Annotated in this window: 1 pseudogene; it reads right to left on the bottom strand. The window is 47.4% G+C overall.

The features are described from left to right. Positions 1-333 (bottom strand): annotated as a pseudogene (locus B4237_RS11640) (Fe/S-dependent 2-methylisocitrate dehydratase AcnD); the annotation flags it as partial.

Raw genomic sequence — 333 nt, 5'->3', positions numbered from 1 at the left:
TTTACCGTCCGCTGTGGCACGCTCAATCACTAAAGTTAAAGTCGAACGCGGCGCAATATTACCAATTACGCTATACAGCTCAGTACCATCCAAACCTAATGTTTTACGATTCACACCAGCTTTAAACTCAAGCGGTAACACGCCCATACCCACTAAGTTAGTACGGTGAATACGCTCAAAACCTTCAGCCACAATCGCTTCAACACCTGCAAGACGAACACCTTTCGCTGCCCAGTCACGGCTTGAACCCTGACCATAATCCGCACCTGCAACAATGATCAACGGCTGCTTACGGTTCATGTAAGTTTCAATCGCTTCCCACATACGCATCAC

It is taken from the genome of Acinetobacter sp. UBA6526, assembly GCF_002434875.1.
GTDB lineage: Bacteria > Pseudomonadota > Gammaproteobacteria > Pseudomonadales > Moraxellaceae > Acinetobacter > Acinetobacter venetianus.
Note: the sequence above shows the minus strand (reverse complement) of the source record. Positions and strands in the feature narration are given on the sequence as shown.